Here is a 23,995-nt window from a genome sequence, read left to right on the forward strand (position 1 = left end):
GTTCGCGGCGCTGAAAGACCCTGTCTCCCGGGAGTACTACGACCGCAAACGGGCCGAGGGCAAACGGCACAACCAGGCCTTGATCGCCTTGGCCAGACGCCGCTGTGACGTCCTGTTCGCGATGCTGCGCGACGGAGTGCTTTACGAGGCGCCGCAAATCAAAGCGGCCTGACAAAACCCCCACATTAGCCGGCATCCCCGGGACGCCGGTCGATACCCCGCGACCAAAACCCGGACCGACAACCGCCAAGAAAAACTGCTCCCACCCGCTTGACAAAGAACATAGGGACACCCCCCTGCCCCGGAGCTCGCCCCCCGAGGCATAGCGCATTTTCACTCATGGCCCGTTTTCCACAGATGGCTTCACCGCGTTTCGCAGCTTGGAGGTGATCCGCATGGCTGGCAAAAAGCAGCTTTCGCCTGTGCGTCTCGCGACCGCGGACGACGTTCCGGCCCGGGCAATGACCTTGCGGGAGGCAACAGAACACGGGACGCGCCTCGATGAGTTGAAGGCGATGCGCCTGATTCTCGTGACGCACATGGAGAGCGAAAACACGCTCGCCCGCGACTTAGCTGCCCTGACTCGCCAGGTACGGGAGATCTCGAAGGAGATTGACGAGCTCTCTACCTCGGCTGAGGGCGATGACTTGACCAAGGCGGCGGATACTGATGACGAGGCGTTCAACCCCTACGCTGTTTGAGTCTGCCCGGCATGTGATTGTGCCGGAAGGAATCGTCTCGACAGGCTGGCCGGCGGTCCGTGACACTCTTGGCAAGCTTGGCATTACGTTCGATTCCTGGCAGCAGGGCGCATCGCAGCTGATTCTTTCCAAGGACGAACACGGGCTGTATGCGACCACAGTGGGCGGTGTGACGATCAGCATCCCTCGGCAGGTCGGCAAGACGTTCATGATCGGATGGATCGTGTTCGCCCTGTGCATCATCTTCCCGGGTTTGACGGTCGTTTGGACGGCTCACCGGGCGTCCACCGCTGACGAGACTTTCGACGGCATGAAGTCGATGGCAGCGACGCCGACGATGCTCCCGCACATCGACCGGACACCGGACAATGGCAGCGAGCAGAAGATCGAGTTCAAGAACGGCTCTCGGGTTGTTTTCGGTGCGCGTGAGCGCGGGTTTGGGCGCGGCTTCACGAAGCTCGACGTTGTGGTGTTCGATGAGGCGCAGATCCTCACTGAGCGGTCGATTGATGACATGGTCCCGGCGCAGAACGCCTCGCCGAACGCGCTGACGATCATGATTGGCACGCCGCCGAAGCCGGTTGACCCGTCTGAGGTTTTCGAGGATGCCCGCCGGGCAGCGCTGGACGGTGACGCGCCGGACGCGCTCTACATCGAGTTCAGTGCTGACCCTAAAGCGGATCCTGACGATCGGGCTCAGTGGCGCAAGGCGAACCCTTCGTATCCTCACAGGACGAAGGAAGCCGCGATGCTTCGTATGCGCCGGAAACTGTCCCCGGAGTCGTTCATGCGCGAGGCGATGGGCGTGTGGGACGAGATTGCCAGTCGGAAGCACGCATTTACGCGCTCCAAATGGAACGACCTGGCAATCGATAACCCCGATCCGGACTGGCAAGTTGCGTCATTTGGCGTGGACATGAATCCGGAGCGCACGAAGGTATCGATCGGGGTTTCGATGTTCCCTGACGATGGCGGTGTCCATCTCGAGTTGGCGGCCGATGCCCCGTTCGATGAGGCCGGAACGATGGCCCTTGTGGACTGGTTGTGGGAGCGCGCAAGGCGACGGATTCCGGTTGTCATTGACGCCTATTCTCCCGCCCGCGACCTTCTCGAGGCTCATCTGAAGAAGAAGGGCATGAAGGTCTTCATCCTGGGCGCGCAGGAATACACGCAGGCTTGCGCTGGACTCCACGAAGCCGTCGAGAAACACCCTGCCGTCACGCACTTCGGGCAGGAGCAACTTGATGAGTCGATCCTTCACACAGTGTTTGACCAGATCAAGAACCGTCCCGGGTCTTTCAAGTGGGACAAGGACAGTTTGGAAGCTGACCTGGCCCCGACCGTGGCCGTTACTTGCGCTCACTACGGTTCCCAAAAATTCGCTCGTCGCCGCTCTGAGCGTTCCGAAAGGAAGCCTCGCGGCGCGATTGTCGCTTAGGTGGTGATGGCTTGGCCGTCAGGGTTATGAATCGCGAGCTCACCTCCGATGAGTCCTCAGCATTTAGTCGAATGTTGAAGACGGTTCGTCAGAAGGCGAACCGTAATCGGCTTCGTGATGACTATGTGGAGGCGAAGAAGAAGCTCGAGAAGATCGGTTTTTCGATCCCGGAGAACATGAAGGATTTCCAGAATGTGATCGGGTGGGCGCACAAGGCTGTGAAGGTTCCGGCGTCCCGGATCCGGCCGGATGGCTTCATTCTTCCGAACGGCTCGAGCATGCTTGACGATCTTCATGACACGGTTGACGGCCACGTGGCCGTGCTGGAGCGCATGGCCATTGAGGCGTCTCTCCAGAATTCGGCGGCGTTTGTTTTCACGACTCCAGGCGATCCCGACCTCGGCGAACCTGACGTCGTCGTGACGGCCAGGACGGCTCTTGAGGCGACTGCCGAGATTGATCCCAGGACGTGGCGGGTCACGGCGGCGCTCGAAGTTGTTTCCCAGTCGGTGGTCTTGCTGTACAAGCCGGGGATGACGCTACAGGTCGAGCGGGCTGACGGTGGTTGGCGGGTTACGCGCGAGTCCAACGGCATCCCAGACAAGGTTCCGTGCGTGCCGTACGTCTGGGGCCGTTCCCTGAAGCGACCCTTCGGCCGTTCAAGAGTCACTCGACCGCTGATGGGGTACATCGACTCTGGCGTCAGGACGATGCTTCGGCAGGAAGTCACTGCGGAGTTCTATTCGGCCCCGCAGCGGGCGCTGCTTGGCGCTGATGAGTCGCATTTCACCGATGCTCAGGGCAATCGCATTTCCCCGTTGAAGGCTCTACTTGGCGGTATCTGGGCGCTCCCCGATGTGTGGGACGAGGATGAGGGCAAGCTTGTCCGTCCGAGCATCCAGCAACTCGCTCAGGCGTCCATGCAGCCGCATTCGGAGATGCTCCGGACTATCGGGCTGATGGTGTCGAGCGAGACGACGATTCCGGTTGGCTATCTTGGCATCATCCACGATAATCCGTCGTCGGCGGATGCGATCCTCGCTTCGGAGTCCGACCTGGTTGCGATGGTTGAAGACGAGCTGGCAAGCATCAACCTGTCCCGTGTGGATCTGGCCCGGAACATTCTTGCTGTCAAGAACGGCGAGTGGACGCCGGCCATGGAAAGGGATCTGCGCGGGCTGAAGTCTCGGTTCCTTGACCCGGGCACTCCAACCATGGCCGCGAAGGCTGATGCTGGGGTGAAGTTCGCTGGTGCGTTCCCTGACGGTGACCCGGAAGTGGCCATGGAGATCTACGGCCTGGACCGGTCCCAGATCGAGCGGATGAATATCTACCGCGCCAAGCAGGCCGCAGGGTCGAGGTTGGACACCCTGCTGGCGGCCGCTAAGTCGTCGGCTGCTCCGGTGTTTAGCGACGGTTCGACTGTATCTGGTCCGGTGGATGAGCAGTTGAAGTCGGCGCAGGTCATGAAGGCCCAGGCTGATGCGCTCGGCAGCCTTCGGCGTGCTGGTGTTGATGCTGCTGATGCCGCGGCCAAGGCCGGTCTGAACGGGGTGAAGTTCATTCCGGGTAACCCGATCACGATCCGTGAGGGCGCGTAGCTGTGGTTGATCCCGCTGAGATTGACCGGTATCGGCTGGTGACGTCGGAGCTTTCGAAAAGGGTGACAGCCGAGTTAGCCGCCTATTTCGCTGCGCTTGACCTGTCGCGCCCTGAGGCTGTCCGGGATGCTCTTCTGGAGTTCTTGCCCCATCTGGTTGCCGAGTACGGGCAGGTGGCCGATGTCTTGGCCATGGACTGGTACGAGGAGCTGCGGGGCGCGTCGGGTGCGGTCGGTCGTTTCTCGGCGACTGCGGCGCCGTCGTCCGTGACGGCTGAGCGCGTGCAGAAGAAGATCCGATTCCTGTCTGACCAGCTTTGGACACCTGATCCGTCGTCGATCTTGGGCTCTCTGAAGCTGGCCACGGACAAGTATGTGAAGCAGCACGGCCGGGACACGGTCGCTTGGAACGCCGAGCGTGAGGGCGTCCGGTGGGCGCGTGTGCCGACTGGTGCCAAGACTTGCAGTTGGTGCCTGGTGCTAGCCTCGCGCGATGCTGTCTACTCTTCGAAGCAATCGGCTGGCGACAGGCGCGGCACTGGTAAGGGCGACGCCTTTCACGGCGACTGCAACTGCGCAGTTGTCCGCATAGGCAAGGCGTCCGACTACCCGCCCGGATACCTCCCGGACAACTACTACAGCATGTACTCCGACGCGCTCAATGCTGACGATCCTGAGATCGCAGCATTCCTTGCATCGTTGCCAGCCGACGACAAAAACAAGCAGCTGAAGGCTGCAGCGTTCGCGATGCGCCGCAAGTTCCCGGATGTCGTCAACGACGGTGTCCACACCCACTAGGTTCCCTTCCGTGCGATGCGGGCAGGGTCGTTCGCCGTGCGATGCGGCACTCACTAAGGAGCTTTCCCAATGAAGACTCGGGTTCACCATGACATCGATCTTTTCGCCCCGGGCGGCCTGACGGCCCTGTTTGAATTCCACCGGAAGACCTTCGGGGATGCAGTAATGGAGGACGGCGCTGACGGCGCGCAGTCGAACGACGGCGGCAATGCCGGCCAGCAAAACGGAGACAAGGGCGGCCAGTCAAACGCGGACGGCGATAAGCCGCTCGGTGAAGCTGGCATCAAGGCACTGACCACTGAGCGCGATGCTCGGAAAGCTGCCGAGAAGCGCGCTTCCGAAGCTGAAGCTGCGCTCCAGAAGATCGAGGACGCAAAGCTCTCTGACATCGATAAGGCCAACAAGGAACGGGACGCCACGGCCGCCGAGAACGCGACGCTCAAGGCAACCAACGCGCGTCTCGCCGCACTGGCCAAGCATCCGGTTCCGGAGGAATACCAAGACCTGGTGACCGGCACTGACGAGGCAAGCTACCTCGCGTCGGCAAAGAAGATCTCCGAGCTTCACGCCAAGGCCGAAGGGAAAGCTTCGAAGCCTGACCCTGTTCCGGGTTCTGGCACGGGCGACCGAAAAGGCGTTTCTGGCCGTGACGCTGGCCTGGAGCAGGCCCGCAAGCGCGGCTTCATCAAAGACTGACCAACTCAAGCTTAGGAGCTTACGATGACCGACATTTCGGTTAGCAAGTCCACTTACGCTGTCGAGAACCTTTCGTGGATGCTCGACGAAGGCGGTTACGAGGCTGAGGGCATCACGCTCGACATTTCGACCTTTACCGCCGGCACGCACTACCCCAACGGGTTCATCCCGTCCGGCACTGCGATCGGCAAGATCACCGCGACGGGACTTTACGGCCCGTACGACGACACGGCTGTTGACGGCCGCGCAGTCGCCCGGGGGTTCACCGCCCGCTACACCAAGGTTCCTAACCCCGCGAACACCGCGATCGACGCTGGCTCGGCGCTGCGTTTTGCGGGTGTCGTCAAGGAATCCAAGCTGCCCATCACCATTGACGCCGCGGGCAAGGTTGACCTTGCCTCGTGGATCCGGTTCGTCTAAGGAGGCCCCAACATGGCTATTGTTTTCGACGGTCCGGTAACCCCGGACGCCCTCACCGCGTTTGTACGTGAGGTTCCAAGCCCGGCGAACTACGTGCTTGACCAGATCCTGCCCAACCGTCTGCTCAACAAGAACACTGTTGACCTGACCGAGCTGACCCGCACCAACCGCGCCGCAAAGTTCCGTTCGTTCGATGGCCGGATTCACCGTTCGCAGCGTGACAGCCTGACCACTTCGCAGGTCAAGCTGCCCCCGCTGTCTTCGATGAACGGCGTTGGCGAGCAGGAGACGCTCGACCTTGAGGCTGCCCGACACAATGGTGGCTCCAACGTTGCGCTGATCGACCAGATCTACGACGACGCCACGAATCTTACGGGCGAAGTGCTCACCCGTATGGAACTCGCACGCGGCGACGTCCTGGGCGACGGCAAGTTCACTCTGACCGCGGAGAACGGGCTGACCCTCGAGGCTGATTTCGGCGTCCCCGCTGAACACATCGTCTCCACGGCAACCGCATGGTCCAACACGGCGACCGCCACGGTCATCATGGACATCACCGCTTGGGTCGATGTCTACGTGGCAACGAACGGCCGCCGTCCGTCTGGCATCGCGCTGTCCAATAAGGTGCTCGGCTATATGCTGCGAAACGCGGAGGTCCGGCAGCTTGCCGCGACGCTGGCTGGCGCCCCGGGCATCGTCACCCGCGCCGCGCTTGATTCGGTGCTGGATGCATTCGGCCTCCCGCCGATCAAGCACGTGTACGACACCAAGGTTGACGTGGACGGTACGACCACCCGCGTTCTTCCCGAGGACAAGATCCTCTTCATCCCCGACACTGGCGAGCTTGGGTTCACCGCATGGGGCGTCTCCGCGACCGCCCTGAAGCTGGTCAACTCCAACGCGGTCGACTTCTCCTTCGAGCAGGCGCCCGGCATCGTTGGCGTCGTCGATCAGAAGGACAGCCCGCCGTACCGCGAGGACACCTTCGTGGACGCAGTCGGCATGCCCGTCTTGCAGAACCCGAAGCTGCTGCTCGTGGCGGACGTCTACTAAGCAAACTGCGGCCAGGCGGCGTGGATTTTGTCCACGCCGCTTGGTCCCGAGTTGAGAGGATTCTCATGAGCAAGTTTTCTGCCCGCGTCGCTGTCCATAGCGAAGACGGGTCCACTACGTGGTTCAACCCCGGAGACGAAGTGCCAGATTGGGCCGAACATATCGTCGGCAAGCACTGCCTTGAACCGGAAGTCGAGCCCGACGTCCCTGACTTCACCGCTGATGCCGCTGAAGTCAGGGAGGGTGATTCGGAAGACGCTGACAAGGGCGCCGCCGAGAGTGAAGACGAACCCGAGGGCGAAGGCGACGCTGCCGCAAGCGACGACGTCGACACCGATTCGAAGACCGACGTCCCTGACTTCACCGCACCCGCTGCCCGCCGCGGCCGTCCCCGGAAGTCCTAGTCATGGCCGCCGACTACGCGACTCTTGCGGATCTTCAGGAGCACTGGTCGGCGCTGCCGGCGGAGAAGGAAACCGAGGCTCAGCAGAAGCTGCATGAAGCGTCCGTTGAGGTCCGGGCCTTGTACTCGGACCTTGACGGCCGCATCGTCTCGGGTTCGATCGACGCGGATGTGCCGCGCCTTGTGGTTTGCCGCATGGTGAAGCGGGCCTTGGAGCCGAAGGATGATAACGCGCCGCCGGCTGGGATGGAGTCGTTCCAGTTCGGTGCCGGTCCTTTCTCGATGGGCGGCAAGATGGTCAACCCTGACGGCAGCCTGTACCTGACCGCTGCTGACAAGAGGCTTCTGGCCAAGTCGAAGCGGCGCCAGGCATGGACGATCCAACCGGGAGGCTGACATGGGCATTGTGGGCATGTTCCCGAAGGCGTGGCGTACGGACGTCGTCGTGCTTCGTGGCGGCGGCCGGGATGCCAAGGGCAACCCTTTGCCGACGTCGGAGATCCCGGTGACAGATTGCTTGGTCGGCCCGCGGGCAACTGCCGAGCCGCTGGACAGGTCTGACGTCGTTGATAGCACGGCGGCGCTGTACCGGGACAACGGGTTCACGTTCCTCTCAACGGATCGCGTTCGCGTCCCTGAGGGTACGCGCATGGCCGGGGAATGGTCGATTGACGGGCTGCCCGGTGAATGGCCGTATGGCGTCGAAGTCGGACTAAGGAGGGCCTGATGGGGCTGCAACGCGTTCCGGGTTCGAGGTCCTACCGTGCCGATGATGCCGGCCTAAGGGATTTTGGCACGTCCGCGAAGGTGGGCGAGGCGACTTTGGCGGCTGCGAAGCGGTTGGCGGGCAATGCTGAGGCGGTGGGTAGCGGAACGTATGAGGCGGCGCCCGCGACGGTCACGGCCGGTTGGGGCAATGAGACTCGCGCCGGGGCCGTGGTCCGTGAGAAGTCGCCGTCCTACAAGGACGCCCGCGATTCGATCCTGCACCGGGTGATTGAGGCGATGCGGGCTGGGGTGACGCGGTGATCGATGGTCTTGTGTTCCCGGACGCGCGCGAGTGCTTCAACGACCTTATCGATGGCACGCAGCATCTCGGCGTGACCGTCCGGGCAGTCTGGCACTTGTCGGTGGACAAGTACGGCGCGCTGCAGGGCCCGTTCCCGCTTGTGCTGATCTATTCGGGTGACGGCACAGAGGGTCACGTCGATCGTGTGGACCGGGTAACGCTCGAGTGCTATGCGCCTGGTACGCAGGCCGTGAACGTCCTTGAGTCGATCAAGACGTTCATCTGCGGCACGGACATTGAGACGGCTCATGGCTTCCTTGACGAGATCAAGCCTGATCAGGTTCCGAAGGATGTCCCGTACCAGTCCGACACGCTGAACAAGGCTTTTGCGACGTTCATGATGACGTCGCGGCCTCTCTGACCCCTACCGGGGAACCAAACAATTCCTAGCCCTTGAAAGGGGTCTATTTTCGTCATGCCTACATTCGATTCCATTCGTCAGGAAGCGGACGAGCGCGCGCTCATTCGCAAGATTCAGAAGGCGGTCGGCTTTATCGCTCCGGCGGACGTCGACCTTCCGGAAACACTCTTCGGCGTCGGCGGCGCCCTCATCGATCTCAAGGCCCTCGGCTGGATGCCCATTGGCATTGTGACCAAGGACGGCTATGAGTTCGGCCGCGATGTGTCCAAGGAGGACGTCGAAGCGCTCGGCTATGCGTCGGCTGTCCGTTCGGATACCACGGCGGTGGCCCGGTCGATCAAGATGACGCCGCTGGAAACCGGCCGCAAGCACATGCAGGAGCTCGTCAACGGCACTGACCTTTCGGCGGTGACACAGGCCGCGAACGGCGAGATCGTCTTTGACGAGCCAGACCTTCCTGCCGACAAGGAATACCGTCTGCTGGTCATCGGCTCCGATGGCCCGGCCGCGGCGAACTGGATCCTCGGCCGCGGTTATGGGCGGGTAAAGCTGGTCGCTACGGACTCCGAGAAGTGGGGTTCCGGTGACCCGGTCCAGCAGCCCTTGACCTTCGACGTCTACACGGACAGCGAGATTGGCTCTCCGGTCCGCAAGTACATGGGCGGCACCGCTGCACTGGCCAACAAGACGATCCTGGGCTTCGCCCAGGCCACTCCGTAATGACTGCGGGCCGCGCCATTTTTCCGGGTGGTGGTGGCGCGGCCTGCTTCCACTCACCACCCGGCCCTTTCTTAGGAGACCAGCATGCCCCGTTTCGTTTCCAAGGACGGCAAGCACACCGTCGAAACTTCCGTCGCTACCGAAGCTGCTGAGCTTCGCCGCGACGGCTACACCGAACAGAAGGCAAAGACGGCCGCGGTCCGTGAGACCGACGCCGAGAACGCCGCAAAGCCCACCAAGTAAATCCAACCACCATCACCCGGAGGTAACACCATGGCTTCTGACAAGCCGATTGTCCATCTGTCCCTTTCCGCGCTTGAGGCTGAGGTTTCGAAGCCGGAACCGTTTGTTCTCGCGCTGTCTGGCGGGAAGCGCATCACGTTCCCTGACCTTTTCGACATGCCGGCGGATGAGGCGACCGAGTTCTTCGAGGACTTGGAACGCACCAAGCAGACCGACTTTTCGTTCCTCGAGAAGTGGCTGCCGAAGAAGGACTTTGAGGCGTACAAGGCCGAGAAGATCTCGCTTCGCGTCCACGCCGCGCTGATTCAGAGGGTCCTTGACTACTACGAGCAGACGGTCGGGAAGCCGGGGGAAGGGCGCGCCTCCGCGAGCTGATCACCCGCTACCGCCCGGAGATCCGCGCCGATTTGCTCAGTGAGTATGGCGTGGATCTCGCGGAGTGGTATGCGGCGCGGCGGTGGGTGGCATTGCTGGAGTTGATCGACATGCTGCCCACCGCTTGCAGGCTCAACGAGGCGATTGCCAACGACCCGGAGATGGCAGCGCATCTGGCGCAGCAGCGGCTTGCCCGCAAGGACGACGACGCTGATCCCTGGTCGCCGCCGCTTTCGGAGTACGACCTGAACGTCACGCTGCTGCGGGAGATCCTTCACGCGGTCAAGGGCTTGCGCCAGGTCAGCATCGCGGCGGCAGGCGGCAAGCCTGGGCATGAGGAACCGTTCCCGGCTCCCCGAACAGAAATCGATCGCGCCTTTGAGGCCGCGGAAAAGGCGTGGGCGCAGACGCTCGTCCAGCAGTTCGGATTCTCCCCGGGGGACGTCTGACAACTTCATAGGAGGTCCTTGTGCCTGTCATCGGTGTAGCCGAAATCCTTGTTTCCCCAGTGTTCAAGGACCTCCAGAAGAAGGTTGGGCGGGAGCTCGACGGCGTCGGCGAGTCGGCTGGCGCTAGCGCTGGCAAGGGCTTCGGTTCGAAGATGGTCGGTGCCGTCGGCGGGTTCCTGTCCGGAACCATGAAGGCTGCCGGTATCGCTGGCGGGCTGACCGTTGGCGGGGCCTTTGGTGTCGCCCTGGCCAAGGGCTTCGGTCGCTTGCAGGCCATCGAGGACGCCAAGGCCAAGCTATCGGGGCTGGGGCACTCGGCGGAAACCGTGCAGGGCATCATGAACGACGCGATGGCGGCCGTGAAGGGTACCGCGTTCGGACTTGATGAAGCCGCGACCGTGGCCGCCGGCGCCGTCGCCGCAGGCGTGCAGCCGGGCAAGGAGCTCGAGCGGACCCTGAAGTTGACCGGAGACGCTGCGACCATCGCCGGGGTCGGCATGGGCGAAATGGGCGCGATCTTCAACAAGGTCGCTTCCTCGAACAAGATCCAGGGTGACGTGATTGCCCAGCTGAACGATGCGGGTATCCCGATCGTGCAGCTGCTCGGCAAGGAGCTCGGCAAGACCGCCGATGAAACCCTGAAACTTGCCTCTGACGGCAAGATCAATTTTGAGACTTTCCAGCGGGCCATGGAGAAGGGTCTTGGCGGGGCCGCGCTGAAGTCGGGTGAAACCTTGCGTGGCGCCTTCAAGAACACGATGGCCTCTGTCGGCCGTATCGGCGCGAATCTGCTGTCCGGTGTTTACCCGAAAATCCGGGAATTCTTCTCGAACGCCATCCAATGGCTGCAACCGCTTGAGGCCGGGGCGAAGATCGCTGGCGCGGCCATCGGCGACTTCCTGGATAAGGGGCTAACCGGCGCGAAGGCGATTTGGGATCTCGTCGTCGGCGGGGATTTCACTGGCAAATTCCGCGAGATCTTCCACGTCGAGGAAGATTCCAAGCTGATCGACGTCATCTTCAAGATCCGCGAGGGTGCGCAGGGCCTATATGACCTGATCGTCGGCGGTGACTACACGGGGAAGCTCCGGAAAGCGTTCGGCTGGGAAGAGGATTCCAAGCTCGTCGGATTCATCCTGACCGTCCGGGACACGGTACTGAAGATTCCTGACGCCCTTGGCAAGGTCATCTCGACGGGGGCCGACGTCGCCAAATTCCTGTGGGACATGCGCGCGCCAATCGGAATCATCGCCGGCCTAATCGCTTTTACGCTCATTCCGCACTGGATTGCGCTCGGTGTGGAGGCGATCGCATCCTCGGTCAAGCAGGCGCAGGCGTGGGCCACATCCAAGGGCGCCGCCGTCAAGGGCGCCTTCACGCATTCGTGGGCCGTGACGGTCATGGTTGCCGGCTGGATTTCCCTGGCCGCGGCCGCCGTCAATTCCGCCGCGATTACGGCCGCTATCTGGCTTATGTATCAGTGGGACTCGGTAAAGGCTGTGGCGGCAATGCTTGTCGCGAAGGCTTCGATCGTTGGCAGTTGGATTGCCATGGCCGCCCAGGCCACCGTGCAGGCTGTCAAGATGGCCGCGGCGTGGGTTATCGCGCTTGGTCCAGTTGGTTGGGCGATTGGCATCATCGCGGCGCTCGTGGCCGGATTCGTATGGGCCTACAACAACATCGGTTGGTTCCGTGACGGCGTCGATGCTGCAATGCGCTGGATCTCGKATGCCGTTTCGGTGGCTTTCCAATGGGTCCAGGGCGTCATCGCCGCAGTGGTCGACTGGTTCACAGGCACAGCTGTTCCGGCGTGGCAGTCCGCGATTCAGGCGGTCGGAGATTTCTTCGGCTACCTGTGGACGGATTGGATTAAACCGGCCCTTGACGGGATTGCCGCTGCGGTTACGTGGGTTTACGAGTCGATTATCAAACCGATTTTCGACGGAATTGTTACTGCCGTCGGTGTCGCTGGCGCGATTTTCGGTTGGTTGTATACGAATATCCTGAAACCCGTTTTCGATAGCACGGCTGTTGTGCTCGGCGGTTTTTATCTGCTGTTCCGCGGCATTTTTCAGGTCATCGTCTCGGTAATCAAAAACATTATCGTCCCGCTGATCCAGTGGTGGTGGAACACGATTTTCGTTCCGGCTTTCGTCGGAATGGGTCGGGCCGTTGCGGATTGGTGGAACGGCGCCGTCTCGATTTTCAATTCGTTCGTCGGGTTCATCCGTGACACGCTCGCCACGGCCGTGAACTGGCTGTACGACTCGGTCATCAAGCCGGTGTTCGATGCGATCGGTTCGGCCATCAACTGGGTCTGGGTGAACGTCATCAAGGCGACCTTCGATTCGTGGGTCTGGATCTTCACGAAGGTCGTTCCCGATGCGCTGAACTGGCTCTACGCGAACGCTGTGCAGCCGGTCTTCACCGCTATCGGGGACGCGGTCAATTGGGTGTGGCTGAATGTTCTGAAACCCGTTTTCGATACCTGGGTCTGGGTGTTCACGAAAGTCATCCCTGATGCGGCGAACTGGCTGTATGCGAACGCGATCAAACCTGTTTTTGATGCGATTGGCACTGCAGCTAATTGGGTATGGCTGAACGTCATCAAACCGGTGTTTGACACGTGGGTTTGGTTCTTCACGAAAGTCATCCCCGACGCAGCGAACTGGCTCTACCAGAACGCAATCAAGCCCGTCTTCGACGGAATTGGAAGCGCGATCAAGTGGACCTGGGACAACGTCATCAAACCCGTTTTCGATTTCCTGTCGAAGGCGATCAACGAGGACATCCCGAAAGCCTTCCAAACGGGCGTGGATGCCATCAAGAAAATCTGGGACACGATTCTGGATATCGCGAAGGCACCCGTGAAATTCGTCGTCAACACGGTCATCAATGATGGCCTGATCGGCGCATTCAACACGGTTGCCGGCATCCTCCCGGGCGTGGACAAGCTGCCCCGAGTGGCACTGCCGGACGGGTTCGCCCGCGGCGGTGTACTGCCCGGCCGTTCGTCCTGGCGGAACGGTGATGACCAGCTAGTGCCCATGCGTAAGGGCGAGGGCGTCTACGTGTCCGAGGTTATGCAGGACCCGTTCGAGCGTGCGCGTCTGTACTTCATGAACAAGGCCGCGATCATGGGCCGGAAGGCATCCGAAGCGCGCGCGATGTTCGGTGATGGTTTCGCGAAGGGCGGCATCGTCAACCCGCTCCGCTCGATGGTGGAAACGCAGGGGTACAACCGGGTCCACAAGGGCATTGACCTTGCGGCTTCGGAGGGCACTCCGGTGTTCGCCACGGAAGGCGGCCGGGTCAGCTGGTCCGGCCCTGGCGTCATGGCGCCGGGCGTGTGGGGCGGCAATGAAATCCACATCGACGGCGGGTCCGGCATTCAGACGTGGTTCGCTCACATGTCCTCAATGGCCGTGAAGGTCGGCGAGATGGTGCGCGGCGGGCAGCAGATCGGTTTGTCCGGCAACACCGGCATCACGTCCGGGCCTCACCTGCACTTCGGGACGTTCGCGGGCGGCTGGCCGAACGACATCGACCCGCACGGCTACCTTGGCGGTGCCGGGTTGCCGTCGGGCGGCGGCTTCAACCCGCTCGCCGGGATCATCGATGGGCTGTTGTCGCAGTTCAAGCAGGCGTTCCCGGCCGCGGGCATCATGGCGGACATTGCCATCGGCATCGGCAAGAAGCTGTTCAACACGGTCTCGGACGTCATCACAGGCGGCGGCAAGGGCTCAGCAGTTGGCGACCCTGCCTTGTATGACCTCGGTGGGATTCTTCCGCCAGGTGTTTCGCAGGTGGTCAACCGTACGGGCAAGCCGGAGGCGATCTTGAACCCGCAGCAGTGGGACGACATTCACCGGTTGGCGCTGCGGCGTGACGCTGGCGGCCGCGGTGACGTGTACTTCAACGGCCCAGTCGGTTGGGATCCGGATGAGGTCGCGAACCGTATCGAGACGAAGCGGCGGGATACTTTCTCCGCTTTCGGCATTTAGGAGGCACCCTTGGGGATTGCTTACGCGGCACCCTACCTTCCGCCGCCGCCCCCGGTGAGTCCATGGCGTGGCGTGAAGCTGACATGGACGGGCTGGGACGACAGTGAATGGGAGCTCACGAACCCGGCTTCAGGTTTGTTCCTGAAGCCGGGCGTGCGCGGCCTTGGCCTGCCCGAGTATGAGCGGCAGTCGAGCGAGTCCCCGGCGGTCGCTGGTTCCCGGCATCTGGGGACGACGACGAAGGACCGGACGGTGTTCTGGCCGCTGTACCTGTACTCGGATGCTGGATCGGCCGAGTACATGGCCCGTGACCGTGCATTCTGGGACAGCCTGGACACGGACGCTGAGGGCACGTGGACGGCGCTGCTCCCGGATGGGACGAAGCGTTTCCTCCGGTGCCGGCTGATCAGCGCTGAAGACGAATGGACACATGACCCTGTGCAACGGGGTTGGGCGGCGTACGCGATCATCCTGCTCGCCGACAGCACTTACTGGCTGGGTGAGACGGTCAAGCGCTCGTGGGCGAAGGAAGACCTCCGGAACTACTACGTGACCGAGGCCGACCGGACAACCTACGGTTACGCCCCGGACGTGATCCACTACCTTTCGCCCGGCGGCTCGCTGGACTCGGCAACGTTCTCGAACGACGGCGACGTGCCCAGCTATCCGGTGTGGACGGTGGTCGGCCCGGTCACTGCTGTGTCGTTCGGGGTCGCAGGCAAGAACATCATTGTCCCGTTCGAGATCCCGGCCGGGTACGCAGTGCAGATCGACACTAACCCGGTTGACGGGCAGGTCCTCTGGTACGGGCATTGGGACGACGTCGCGAAGGTCATCACGGACCCGGTTGACCGGACGACGGACCTTGACCCGACGTCAGCGTTTGTTCCGATTCCTCGAGGGCAGGACCGGCCGTTGAGCTTCACGATGACCGGCACGGGGGCGATTGAAGTGGCCGTGACGAACAAGTATCGGAGGGCTACCTGATGGCGTCCGATATGCCGTACGAAATCCTGGTCTACAAAGGCTGGGAGTTCAAGGGCTGGGTCGGCCGACCGCTCGATCTGAAGCCGACGATCCGGCACAACCTGAAGTCGACGGCCACGTTCGACATCGACGCTGACCATCTACGCGCCGCGGACCTCATGGAACCGGGCGCCAGGGTGAAGATCTACCGGCACGGCGAATACCAAATGTCCGGCCCGGTGCGCCTCGTGGGCGGCGACTTCAGCCAGGCGGCGAAGTTGACGTTCTCGGTTGAGGACGATTTCCGGATCCTGAACAACTGGTTGGCGTGGCCGAAACCGACGGCGCCGCTCACCGGACAGGACGTCGAGTACCGGACCATCACGGGCCCGGCCGAGACTGTCGTGAAGACGGTCATGGCCGAGGCCGCTGCGAGGCTCGGATTCCCGCTGACCGTGGCGCCGTCGCTCGGCCGGGGCGCGTCCGGGACGTACACGTTCCGATTCCACCCCGCCTACGACCGACTGTTCCCGGCCGTGGATCAGGCTGGCATCGGCGTGACGGTCCGGCAAGAAGGCGCCGGGCTGCTGCTGGACTGCTACACGCCCCGCGTCTACGCACACCACCTCTCAGCGGAGAGCGGAACCCTGATCGGCGGCACGTACTCGCTGGCCGCCCCGAACGCGACAAGGGTTGTTGTCGGCGGGCAAGGCGAGGGCGTCGCGCGCGAGTTCAAGGGCTTCTCCGACGGCGCCCGGGAATCGGACTGGACAGACATCATCGAGGTCTTCCAAGACGCCCGGGATTCATCGGTGGGCGACGTCTACGCGACCCGGGCCGCCGAGACGCTGGCCGACGGCGCAGCACTTGCCGGGCTGTCCCTCGAACTGTCCGAGACGAAGCACTTCCGCTACGGCGGATCCGGTTTGCGAGTCGGTGACTGGGTGACGGCGAACATCCGCGGCCAGCTCTACACCGACGTCCTGCGCGAGGCCCAACTGTCCTGGGACAAGGGCGGCGACAAGGCAACGCCGGTCATTGGTGAGCGCAAGGACGATTCCGACGCGAAGTTGGCAAAGAGTATCCGCGCCCTGAAGCGCGACAACACAGACAGGATGACCCGCTGATGGCACTGACGAGCGTCTATTACGACGGCCCGGTCACGGAGACGGACCGGGCCGCGAACCGAGGCAGTGATCCGGACTACCTCGTGTATGGGGTCGATGACTTCAAGGTCACGGCTCATCCGTCGATCCCGTACGCGGTGCTGGTGAAGGCCGGCCGGGCCGAGGGATTCGGCGTCACGGACACGGCTGCGATTGATCAGGTCGTGAACTGCGATGCTCTCCCGTCCGGAACGCGCTGGGATTTGATCGTTGTGCGGCGCAACTGGCAGCCGTTGGGCGGGGGCCCGTCCACGCTGGCCGCGATCTCGGTTGGCGCTGATCCGACGATTCCCGGCGCCCCGACTCGCAAGGTCGGCCCGGGTGTGGAGGATGACCAGCCTATCGCTTTGGTGAAGTGGCAGGGCGGCACTTCCGCTCCGGTGCAGTTCATCGATCTTCGGATGTGGGCCGGGAATGGCGGCCTGTTCGCCAAGGACAACCTGGTCCGGACCTTCATGAACAAGATCGGGACGGTCATCAACATTGCCGGGGCGATCTGGTCGTACCAGCTTGGCGCGAACGACGTCCCGGGCTGGGTCAAGCTTGGCGAGATCGGCAAGGTCGAGCTCTTCGGCGTCGGGACGGCCGTCTTCGGGACGCCGCCGCCCGGGACTTCCTTCCTTGAGCAGGAGGGAACGATCGTGCAGAAGACGAACGACGTCGGCGCTCAACGGCTGGTGTGGCCTGTCCCGTTCCCGAATGGGCTTCAAAGCCTTCGGTTGGACTCCGGGGACAGCTTCGGTAATGGCCGCGGCGTGGTCATCGCCCCGGCTGGCGGCAGCGGCGACTACGGAACCGCGGGCTGGGGCGACAAGCAAAGCGTCGTCTATGAGGTCGTGGACGCGGCCGGGAACCTGCTGAAAAACAAAACCGTCCGGATCAGCTGGTCGGCGAAGGGATGGTGACGGCCGTGAAGAACCGTCTCATGAATCTGTGGCTCAAGGTCCAAGAGCCGCGGGCGCTGTCAGCGATCTACTTCTTTGCCTACCAAGTCGTGGCCGTCGCCGGAGCGGCAGTGATCATTGACCCGCCGCATTCCATTCAAAGCGGAATCGGCGCGGTTCTGATGTTCTCGTGGGCCGGCCTGCTGGTGTTCGGCGGAATCCTTGGGGCGCTGACAACGCTGCCCGGCATTTGGTGGCTGGAACGGGCAGCGGCCCTGGCGTGCATGTTCGCGATCGTCATCTACGGCGTTGTCGTCATCTCATTGCCGCTGACTCAAGTGAGCGTCCGTGTCCTATCCATTTGCTTCGTCATCTTCGCCATCCTCGCCTTCGCTGTCCGTCTCGTGAAAATAAGGCATTCCGCCTACGACCCTGAACAGTAGAGGCGGCCCATGGACTCCACACAACAGTTCGTCTTGGCGCTGCTGAGTATCGGCGGCGGCATGGCCACGCTGGAAATCATCAAGGGCCTGATCAAGCTCGCGAATGGCACGGCCGGCCGGGAACGCATCCGAAACGTCACTTTGAAGGATCAGCGAAACGAAGCCTGGGCGGACGCCGAGAAGGAACGCACCCGGGCCGACCGCATGCAGGCGCGCGCTGACCGTGAAGCCCGCAATCGTAACCGACTGGCCGATTATGCGTCCTCGCTCCGGAGGGACTGCACAGAGCACGGCATGGACCTCGACAAACTCCGGGCATGGCCTGTTCTTGAGGCCGAACCCGTGCAAGACGAAGAAAGGGGATGACATGGTCGCTCCCATTACCGAGGATCTGATGCGCGGCATCGGCGCCCGGCTTGCTGGGACGTACGTGGATCTTGACGGCGGCGCCGGTAACCAGTGCTGGGATTCCGCGATGTGGATCAACGAGAAGTTCTTCGGGCTTCCGAGGATCAACACGTGGAACCCGCCTGGTAAGGCCGGTCGCTGGCCGGGCTGGGCAGGGAACCTCGTTGACTGCTTCCCGCAGTCAGACTCGATCGGCGCGGCCTATCAACTGCTGCCACCGGGTACGCCGGGCCTGCCCGGCGACACGGTCGTTTGGGGAACTGACAACCAGCTTTGGTACCCGAAAACACACGTTGCCACGCTCGTCTCTGACGGCGGCAACGGCTGGGGCTATTTCCTGTCCCAGAACTCTTCAATGGCGCGCCCGGACCTGCCGGGGTACAGCCCGGACAGCACGGGCCCCGTCATCTTCCAAACACTGCCCTTCGCTGGCTGCATCGGCATCATCCGGCCACGGACCACTGGCGGCTCGGGCTCCATCAATTTCGACAGCATCACCACTACCTCAGCAGAAGAGGACGACATGGCACTCACAGATGAACAACTCACCAGGCTCGCCAACGTTGTTGCCGACACCATCATGACCCGGCCGATCACGCAGCCCAACGGCGTGGTCACCAACCTGAAGTCCGTTGTGTCCGAATTCAGGGGGCACGTTACCGACACGATCCCGGCGAGCATCCTGAACCGTGAGATTCCCCGCGGCGGCACGATGGGCGGCAAGACGAGCCTCGGCGCGATGGTCGGCTGGAACGACGAGCACGTCATCCAGACGATCGCCGCCGTCGCAGCATCCGCGGCGAATGACAGCGCAAGCATCGACCAAATCAAGGAAGCGGTCAAGCAGGCCGTCAGCGAGTCCGTCGTGAAGGTGGACGTTCACATTGAAGGAGCAGCCAACTAATGGGCACTCATCTCGCCATCCCCGCCAGCACGCAGGAGAAGAACCCGCGGTCGGCGGTTCTCCGCACGGTCCTCGCTGCCGTCATCGCGTTGTTCCCGCTGCTGAACCTCGTTCTGGCGGTTGTCATCGACCAGCTAAAGCCTTACCAAGTGAACCTGCCCGGATGGGTGTTCTTGTGGCTAAACGGAGCCCTCGCCGTCGTCACCGTCATTACCGCACTGGCGACACGCATCCTCGCCATTCCCGGCGTCAATGATTGGCTCCGTAAGTATGCCCCGGCTTTCGCGCCCGAAGACAAGATCACGGTTCCTACCTCTGTCGCTTCGACCTCTGCAATCGCTACCGGCCCGGGATCATCCATTCAGTCCGAGGCTGTGGCAAATACGCCGGTCAATCCGACGCCGCCGGCCGCCGACAACTAACAGGAAGGGGCAGCCCGCATGACTGATTACCCGTACGACATGGACCTTGTCGTTGACCCGCTCAACCCGGCCAACGTCGTGGCCAACGGGCAGGTGTTCATCTATGACCCATCCGACACGGCCGGGACAACGCCGATCGCGCTGAAGGATCCGTCCGGACTGCCCCTCCCGAACCCTCTGACGTCGAACTCGCACGGGTTCCTACCTCCGCGCTCGGCGACAATCCCGCAAGTCATGTGGAAGTCCGGCGGATTCATCGGGTATTTCAACTCATACAAGGGCCTGCGGAATGAAGCTGTCGCGGCACGGACGGCAGCAGAGACTGCGCAGAACGGCGCAGCGACGGCGGCCGCCAACGCGGCCACTGCTGCTGCAGCAGCCGAAGTAGCAGCGGCAGCAGCCAAGGCTGGATGGGTCGCTATTGACCCACTTGAGCCAGATGTCTTGATCTTCACCACCAACACGGATGGATCAGTTGTCGTTGACCCGTCTGACGCTGACGCACTGATCATTTCTACCTAAGGAGGCGCCGGCATGGCTTCTCAGAAAGTACCTACGCTAGACGGCAGCGGAAAAGTCCGTGACAAGCACCTCCCAGACCGGCTTGGTGCGCCGTCGCTTTCGGCGACATTCATTCCCTTCTGGCGGCCGAACACCGACTACGCGGCGGCGGCGCGCGTCATCAATCCGAACGGCGACGTCGTTACCGCAAAGACTGACCACAACTCGGGCGAGAGCTATGCCGCATCAAAATGGAACTTGAGCTCAAGCTACCCGAATGTGGTCACCAGCGGCACCGGGGTTTACATGGTGAACGACCCAACCGGTACGCACAAACCCACCCCCATTTTTGGCGACGCCGGAAGCATGGGCTTCGCGGGTACGGGCGCTCCTGCTGGCATCGCTGGCGGCCTCGGATGGTACAAGAAGTTCGGTTCATCCTCCCCAGGGGCTCCGGTCCTCAAGACCACTCAGGGCTTGTTCGGGAATACGCTCTACTATGGCCCAACAACCGATGACAGCGCCGAGGGTGGCTCATCCTCTACGTTCCTAAAGGACGACGGCAATATCGGTTGGGCGCAGACCAAGCCGGTGATTAGCTGGGAAGCGAACACTCGGGTAGAGGGTTCGGTTCAGGCGATGGGCGGCGACATGGCACCCGTCGGAGGCATGGGAGCTCGCCTCAATGTCCTGGGTGCTGCTCACGTCGCCTCGGGTTTCGGTTTCAAAACATCGGTCCAGAACGATCTGGGCGCGACGGGAACGATCGACAAATACGTTGCCTACTGGCAGCAGGTCCCTTCTGGCGCTGCCAATGCCTACGGCTTGTACGTAGCGGACGCAGCCAATTCCGAGAGTCAGGTGAGCGTTGGGCGCTCGGCTGGAACAGCGTTCAAAGCCAAGTACGGCGGCGACGCCGATGGCTCCACCTCGCTGGTTCAAATCGGCCAGCCAACCACAGCTTTGGCGACCGTTGCGAGTGGGCCGTACACGCTGACCACTAGTCCGCAGAACCTCACCGTCAATGCGGGCGCGACCCTTGCCGCGGGCGGCGGTACGTTCATTTTGGACTCGGCATCCCGCACCATTGTCTCCTACACGTCGTTCTCGGGCACCACCATCACCGGGGCGACCGTCGCCAGCGGCTCCGCCACGGCGACTACTGGGCAAGCGCTACTTGACCCGTCTACGCCGAACACGACGGCGCTGCGCATCAACGCCCAGAAGGGGCAAGCAAAGAACCTCACGGAGTGGTTTGACTCTGGCAGTAACTTGCGCGTCCGCGTCAATGCTCAGGGAAACCTTGTCACGCAGGGAACGAGCTTCTTTGCTGCCAACGGCAGCGCGACCACGCTCGCATCAATGAACGGCGCCACTGGAGCTGTTACCCCTGGCTCGACTGCTGGCCTCGGTTCAGCGATCTATTCCGGCAACGGCGCACCGAACATCGCGGCTTCCGTTTCTGGTGACTACTACTACCGCAAAGACACGCCTTTGGTTCCCAACCAGCGAATTTATGTCGCTACGGCTGCCAACACGTGGACCGCAATCGCCTAAAGAAAGGATCCCCCAATGGACCCCCTCGTTATCCTTGCCCTACTCTGCGATATGCGCCAACAGAGCGCTGTGCTGCACCAGCAGAACGAAGAGTTGCGCCAGCTTGTCGCACATCGAGACCGCGAGATTGACCAGTTGCGCCTGCAATTGCTGCCGGAATCAGCTAAAGAATCGCTTGTACCTTGAGCGTTTCCTGAACGGCCCCCGCGATGTGATGACCATAGTCCTGGGTCATGTGGTTGCGGTCGAGTTTCGTCGGAATCGATCCGACGAAGCTCGGACAGCGCCCGTTCGAGTCACAGAACCACGGGCGGGAATCCACCCATGTGCCGCCGAGAGATACGGCTACGGCCTGTTCAGTCTGGGCGATGGATTGCCACTGACTGGTTACGGTGCTTACGCAGGAATCCGGCTTGCTGACTTTGGTGTAGCACTCGCCAATGTTCACCTCAGCTGGGGGAGCGGACAAGTAGACGATTTTTCCTGTCGCGCCCTTGATGCGGTTAGCGATACCAGCCGCGCTCTTGGCCCACTCGTCAGGTGTCATTGGCGTGTTGCTGCCGTTGACGGCGCGGGGCAGGTAGTTGTTGGCGATGATGACCATGTCAGGGTGCTGAGCATTGATCGCAGCAACTGCTTGTTCGTTGCGGGCCGTGCATTTGTCGGTGATCGAGCCAGTAGCGATCAGGTCCGCGGCGAACACGCACCCGAAAGTGGCGTAGCCCTTGATCTTCCAATCACCTCCAGCGTTCACGATGTCCCGCAGTACTCCGGTGTATGTCGCGGCGATGGAGTCACCAACGATGAAGGCCGTCTTAGTCGCCCCAGGCTGGCCCCATGTGCACGCAGCATCGTTGACCGGGCCGGAACCGCCGCAGCTCTTGATATCCGGTGATGCTTCCTGCGATGCAATGGCCTGATCCATCGTCGGGTTCAATGCAGGCCAGTCGGTCGCGGCGAGAGCGGTTGTGATCTGGGCTTGGAGGGCGGTCACGGCGGGGCCGTACTTCGGACCGTCCGCTGCTGCCGTAGCCGCTGGCTTGGGTGCCGCTACAGGGGTGCTCTGAGTCGATGTGGTTCTTGCCAGAGCCGCCCCACTCACGGTCAATGCAGCCACTGCGAGCAGGGAAAGGGCCTTGTACTTGTAGCCTGGGGAAACAATGCGCTCTTTCTTGCGGCGGGAGCGGTTCAGCGTGGTCAACCACGAGTTCGTGCGAATTGGATCTTCAACGAGCTCGTACGAGAAGTACGACATGATGAGGATCGCGGCTGCCGCTCCCGGGTAGAAGTATGGGCTGTCGCCAAATATCGCAGCACCGATAACAATGATCGGGAAGTGCCACAGGTACAGCGAATAAGAGATGTCGCCAAGGTAACGGCTGATCGGGTTAGTCAGGACGGACAGCCCACGGTGGCGACTCGTGCCGGTCCCGGCAGCGATGACAACGGCAGCCGAGACGACGGGAAGCGCGGCGCCCGGGGCCGGGAAGTTCACGCCGGCCTCAGTGACGAACAGCGCAGCGACCATGCCAGCGATGCCAATCCATGCGAGGACTGGGCGCAGCTTTCCAGGGATCGTGGTGAAGAACGGGGCAGCAATCGCCAGCCCCGCGCCGACAGCCAGTTCCCAGCCTCGGGAGAACGTCGAGAAGTAGGCGGTTGCTGGGCTGTTTGCCGTCTCATGCAGTGCCCACGCGAACGAGCCGAGGGCTATAACCCCGATCGCGATTCCGGTCACGGTTCGCGTTGCGCCGCCCTGAGCCTTACGCCGTCCGAAAACCACAAGCACGGCAGCCATGACGGCTGGCCAGACGAAGTAATACTGCTCTTCCACGGCCAGGGACCAGAAGTGCTGTAGCGGCGACACAGGCCCATCGGCTTGGAAGTAGTCGGTACCGATGGCGGCAAACCGCCAGTTCGCACTGAACAGGAACGCGCTCAGGCCGTCCCAAAGCGTGGACATGAACCGCGTGCTGCTGAAAGTCGCATAGGCAACGGCAACGGTTGTGATAAGCACGAGTACCGCGGCTGGCATGATGCGGTTGATGCGGCGCTTGTAGAAGCCCCAGAAGGAAATCCCGCCCGTCCGTTCATACTCCCGCAGGAGTGACGCGGTGATCACGAAACCGGAGATGACGAAGAAGATGTCCACGCCGACGAAGCCGCCCTTGGGCCAGCTCAGCAGATGGTCGAGGATCACGGCGATGACAGCGAAGGCGCGAAGGCCCTGAATGTCAGGACGTTGTCCAACTTTCCCTGTTCGCACTCCGCTCCGCTTGAATCGCGATCCGATTACGGGCAGGCGTTCGAGTAGTGAAGACAAAGATTTCCCCCATTATTGAGACCTGAGACTGAGCAGATTCTACCTGTCAGGTGTCGTAATCCTGCATTTCGATGGCTAGATCAAATCTCCC

At 62.1% G+C, this 23,995-nt stretch carries 28 protein-coding genes and 1 pseudogene; 28 read left to right on the forward strand and 1 reads right to left on the reverse strand.

Features of this window, described 5'->3' with window-relative positions; translation table 11 throughout:
• The 28 genes and pseudogenes from E1809_RS18850 to E1809_RS26810 all read left to right on the forward strand — a co-directional run.
• Window positions 1–172: pseudogene (locus E1809_RS18850) on the forward strand (IS110 family transposase); the annotation flags it as partial.
• Window positions 173–395: 223 nt separating this feature from the next.
• Window positions 396–701 carry a hypothetical protein gene (locus E1809_RS18855; RefSeq protein ID WP_133205777.1) on the forward strand — a complete coding sequence of 102 codons (306 nt, stop codon included), beginning with the start codon at window positions 396–398 and terminating at the stop codon, window positions 699–701.
• Window positions 670–2,139 (forward strand): terminase, encoded by a 1,470-nt coding sequence (locus tag E1809_RS18860; protein WP_133205778.1) that lies wholly within the window; start codon window positions 670–672, stop codon window positions 2,137–2,139. The genes E1809_RS18855 and E1809_RS18860 overlap by 32 nt, the downstream gene beginning before the upstream one ends.
• A gap of 71 nt (window positions 2,140–2,210) precedes the next feature.
• Entirely contained in the window at window positions 2,211–3,740 is a 1,530-nt protein-coding gene (locus tag E1809_RS18865) for a phage portal protein (RefSeq protein WP_165962388.1), read from the forward strand.
• A 2-nt stretch (window positions 3,741–3,742) separates the two neighbouring features.
• Entirely contained in the window at window positions 3,743–4,537 is a 795-nt protein-coding gene (locus tag E1809_RS18870; RefSeq protein WP_133205780.1) for a VG15 protein, read from the forward strand.
• A 69-nt stretch (window positions 4,538–4,606) separates the two neighbouring features.
• Window positions 4,607–5,233, forward strand: a complete 627-nt coding sequence (locus E1809_RS18875) for a hypothetical protein (protein WP_133205781.1) — start codon at window positions 4,607–4,609, stop codon at window positions 5,231–5,233.
• A gap of 24 nt (window positions 5,234–5,257) precedes the next feature.
• Window positions 5,258–5,653: a head decoration protein gene (locus E1809_RS18880; protein ID WP_133205782.1), complete on the forward strand. Its 396-nt coding sequence runs from the start codon at window positions 5,258–5,260 to the stop codon at window positions 5,651–5,653.
• A gap of 12 nt (window positions 5,654–5,665) precedes the next feature.
• Window positions 5,666–6,706, forward strand: coding sequence for a major capsid protein (locus E1809_RS18885; RefSeq protein WP_133205783.1), 1,041 nt, complete (start codon window positions 5,666–5,668; stop codon window positions 6,704–6,706).
• 65 nt (window positions 6,707–6,771) lie between these two features.
• Complete coding sequence (locus tag E1809_RS18890) at window positions 6,772–7,110, forward strand: hypothetical protein (RefSeq protein ID WP_133205784.1); 339 nt, start codon at window positions 6,772–6,774, stop codon at window positions 7,108–7,110.
• Between the two features lie 2 nt (window positions 7,111–7,112).
• Entirely contained in the window at window positions 7,113–7,505 is a 393-nt protein-coding gene (locus tag E1809_RS18895; RefSeq protein WP_133205785.1) for a hypothetical protein, read from the forward strand.
• Between the two features lies 1 nt (window position 7,506).
• Window positions 7,507–7,836 (forward strand): hypothetical protein, encoded by a 330-nt coding sequence (locus tag E1809_RS18900; protein ID WP_133205786.1) that lies wholly within the window; start codon window positions 7,507–7,509, stop codon window positions 7,834–7,836.
• Entirely contained in the window at window positions 7,836–8,138 is a 303-nt protein-coding gene (locus E1809_RS18905) for a hypothetical protein (protein ID WP_133205787.1), read from the forward strand. Before E1809_RS18900 ends, E1809_RS18905 begins: the two co-directional genes overlap by 1 nt.
• Window positions 8,135–8,539 (forward strand): hypothetical protein, encoded by a 405-nt coding sequence (locus E1809_RS18910; RefSeq protein WP_133205788.1) that lies wholly within the window; start codon window positions 8,135–8,137, stop codon window positions 8,537–8,539. The genes E1809_RS18905 and E1809_RS18910 overlap by 4 nt, the downstream gene beginning before the upstream one ends.
• Window positions 8,540–8,593: 54 nt before the next feature.
• On the forward strand, window positions 8,594–9,259 hold the full coding sequence (locus E1809_RS18915) for a hypothetical protein (protein ID WP_133205789.1): 666 nt from the start codon (window positions 8,594–8,596) through the stop codon (window positions 9,257–9,259).
• Window positions 9,260–9,343: 84 nt separating this feature from the next.
• Window positions 9,344–9,502 carry a hypothetical protein gene (locus E1809_RS26805; RefSeq protein WP_165962389.1) on the forward strand — a complete coding sequence of 53 codons (159 nt, stop codon included), beginning with the start codon at window positions 9,344–9,346 and terminating at the stop codon, window positions 9,500–9,502.
• A gap of 30 nt (window positions 9,503–9,532) precedes the next feature.
• The gene (locus tag E1809_RS18920; protein ID WP_133205790.1) at window positions 9,533–9,877 is read left to right on the forward strand and encodes a hypothetical protein; all 345 of its coding nucleotides are present in this window, start codon (window positions 9,533–9,535) and stop codon (window positions 9,875–9,877) included.
• A gap of 50 nt (window positions 9,878–9,927) precedes the next feature.
• Window positions 9,928–10,326 carry a hypothetical protein gene (locus E1809_RS18925; RefSeq protein WP_133205791.1) on the forward strand — a complete coding sequence of 133 codons (399 nt, stop codon included), beginning with the start codon at window positions 9,928–9,930 and terminating at the stop codon, window positions 10,324–10,326.
• Between the two features lie 20 nt (window positions 10,327–10,346).
• Complete coding sequence (locus E1809_RS18930; protein ID WP_133205792.1) at window positions 10,347–14,330, forward strand: peptidoglycan DD-metalloendopeptidase family protein; 3,984 nt, start codon at window positions 10,347–10,349, stop codon at window positions 14,328–14,330.
• A gap of 9 nt (window positions 14,331–14,339) precedes the next feature.
• Window positions 14,340–15,317, forward strand: coding sequence for a hypothetical protein (locus E1809_RS18935; protein ID WP_133205793.1), 978 nt, complete (start codon window positions 14,340–14,342; stop codon window positions 15,315–15,317).
• An 11-nt stretch (window positions 15,318–15,328) separates the two neighbouring features.
• The gene (locus E1809_RS18940) at window positions 15,329–16,423 is read left to right on the forward strand and encodes a Gp37-like protein (RefSeq protein ID WP_205754255.1); all 1,095 of its coding nucleotides are present in this window, start codon (window positions 15,329–15,331) and stop codon (window positions 16,421–16,423) included.
• On the forward strand, window positions 16,423–17,367 hold the full coding sequence (locus tag E1809_RS18945) for a hypothetical protein (RefSeq protein ID WP_133205795.1): 945 nt from the start codon (window positions 16,423–16,425) through the stop codon (window positions 17,365–17,367). Before E1809_RS18940 ends, E1809_RS18945 begins: the two co-directional genes overlap by 1 nt.
• Window positions 17,368–17,372: 5 nt before the next feature.
• A complete protein-coding gene (locus E1809_RS18950) occupies window positions 17,373–17,789 on the forward strand; it encodes a hypothetical protein (RefSeq protein ID WP_133205796.1) in 417 nt (138 codons plus the stop codon).
• Between the two features lie 9 nt (window positions 17,790–17,798).
• Window positions 17,799–18,155: a hypothetical protein gene (locus E1809_RS18955; protein WP_133205797.1), complete on the forward strand. Its 357-nt coding sequence runs from the start codon at window positions 17,799–17,801 to the stop codon at window positions 18,153–18,155.
• Between the two features lies 1 nt (window position 18,156).
• Window positions 18,157–19,101 carry a hypothetical protein gene (locus E1809_RS18960; RefSeq protein WP_133205798.1) on the forward strand — a complete coding sequence of 315 codons (945 nt, stop codon included), beginning with the start codon at window positions 18,157–18,159 and terminating at the stop codon, window positions 19,099–19,101.
• Window positions 19,101–19,523, forward strand: coding sequence for a hypothetical protein (locus E1809_RS18965; protein ID WP_133205799.1), 423 nt, complete (start codon window positions 19,101–19,103; stop codon window positions 19,521–19,523). The genes E1809_RS18960 and E1809_RS18965 overlap by 1 nt, the downstream gene beginning before the upstream one ends.
• A gap of 18 nt (window positions 19,524–19,541) precedes the next feature.
• Window positions 19,542–20,045: a hypothetical protein gene (locus E1809_RS18970; protein WP_133205800.1), complete on the forward strand. Its 504-nt coding sequence runs from the start codon at window positions 19,542–19,544 to the stop codon at window positions 20,043–20,045.
• Between the two features lie 12 nt (window positions 20,046–20,057).
• A complete protein-coding gene (locus E1809_RS18975) occupies window positions 20,058–21,581 on the forward strand; it encodes a hypothetical protein (protein ID WP_133205801.1) in 1,524 nt (507 codons plus the stop codon).
• 15 nt (window positions 21,582–21,596) lie between these two features.
• Window positions 21,597–21,767, forward strand: coding sequence for a hypothetical protein (locus E1809_RS26810; RefSeq protein WP_165962390.1), 171 nt, complete (start codon window positions 21,597–21,599; stop codon window positions 21,765–21,767).
• Here the strand turns inward: E1809_RS26810 and E1809_RS18980 are convergent.
• Window positions 21,745–23,847 (reverse strand): acyltransferase family protein, encoded by a 2,103-nt coding sequence (locus tag E1809_RS18980; RefSeq protein ID WP_165962391.1) that lies wholly within the window; start codon window positions 23,845–23,847, stop codon window positions 21,745–21,747. The two genes, E1809_RS26810 and E1809_RS18980, sit on opposite strands and share 23 nt — an antisense overlap.
• Window positions 23,848–23,995: the final 148 nt, after the last annotated feature.

This window comes from Arthrobacter terricola (genome assembly GCF_004354015.1).
GTDB classification, from domain to species: Bacteria; Actinomycetota; Actinomycetes; order Actinomycetales; family Micrococcaceae; genus Arthrobacter; species Arthrobacter terricola.